The sequence below is a fragment of the Nocardia sp. JMUB6875 genome (genome assembly GCF_041154655.1).
Classification (GTDB): Bacteria; Actinomycetota; Actinomycetes; order Mycobacteriales; family Mycobacteriaceae; genus Nocardia.
In genome coordinates, this window is record NZ_BAAFGR010000398.1 from 1 (window position 1) to 1,213 (window position 1,213).

Sequence of the window (1,213 nt, forward strand, 5' to 3'; positions counted from 1 at the left end):
GATTGGGTTGGCGGAGGAGACCCGGTAGGTGGGGGGCCGGGCTAGGCTCGCACTCTTGGGTGGGATGGGGGCGGAATCGCGGCAAAATCTGGCGAGAGTGCGGGGATAGCTCGGGTCAGCGTCTGCGGCGTTTGATCACTGCTGCCGCTTCGTCCGCACAACGGTCGACCGATTCGAGCACGTCGGCCGCGGCGTACCTCAGGACGAGCCAGCCGTCGAGCACTAGCGCGTTCTGGCGGCGGCGGTCTCGTCGAAATACGCCCGACTCGCTGTGGAACTCCCGGCCGTCGATTTCGATGATGGTGCGCGAGCGCTCGTCGACGAAATCGCAGCGGTACTGGCCGATGGGATGGTTGCAGAGCAGGCGGATGCCCCGGCGCTGCATAGCTCTTGCGAAGAGGCGCTCCGGTTCCGATGCCGCGTTGATCGCGGCCTCGCGCAGTTGTTTGCGGACGGTAGACGAACCGGACAGTCGGGATTCGCACAATTCGAGCAAGGCCAGACCTGACACGCTCCTGCCGACATTCCGGTCTATCAGTGCATCGGCGTCCTGGTCAGGAAGTACTGAGGCGCAGTCGAAGATGGTCAATGCTGCGGTGGTGATGGGCAGGTCGTAGCGTTCGTCGATCCACTCGGGGCGAAGACGGCGGCGGTAGAGCTGAAGCCAGGATGGGGTGGTGCGGTCGGCATCTTTGGGGATGGTCGCCTCCACTCGGACCGGTTCGTCGGGGAGGAGTCCGAGTAGCCAGGCGGCGGTGCGGTGGCTGAGGACCGCGCGTGGATGCCACGCGATGACCGCACGGCATCGGTCGAGAGTGGTTGGGGTGCCGAGGCAATACGTGCTCGGGAGCAGACGTGTGTAGAGGCCGCGTCGGCAGCGGTCGTCGATCGTGCCTGCCGGGATGCCTTCCGCCAAGAGCTCGCCGCGGGTGCGAATCATTCGCCGATAGTGTCATCGCGCGGGACTGACGCCCGGGTTGCGACCTGCGGCTTTGCCGAGGCTGTGGATGGTTGTGCCGCTGTGGAAAACGGCGTGGGCCGTCGTTGTTCGCGAGCGGTCGAATGGGCTGGTTCGGGGATCTCTGAGGTTTCAGGGGTGCAAACTCTTTGCGGGTGGCTCGCTGGCGCATCGGGTTGCTGGGGGTTAGGAAACATGGAGTGACGTGGGGTTATCGGCGTGTGCGGTGGGGTTTGGTGGGTGGTGGGGTTAGGG

General features: G+C 65.2%; 1 protein-coding gene. It reads right to left on the bottom strand.

The window, feature by feature from the left end; translation table 11 throughout:
- Positions 1 to 115: 115 nt before the first annotated feature.
- A complete protein-coding gene (locus tag ACAM49_RS40220) occupies positions 116 to 940 on the bottom strand; it encodes a DUF559 domain-containing protein (RefSeq protein ID WP_369640748.1) in 825 nt (274 codons plus the stop codon).
- Between the last annotated feature and the right edge of the window lie 273 nt (positions 941 to 1,213).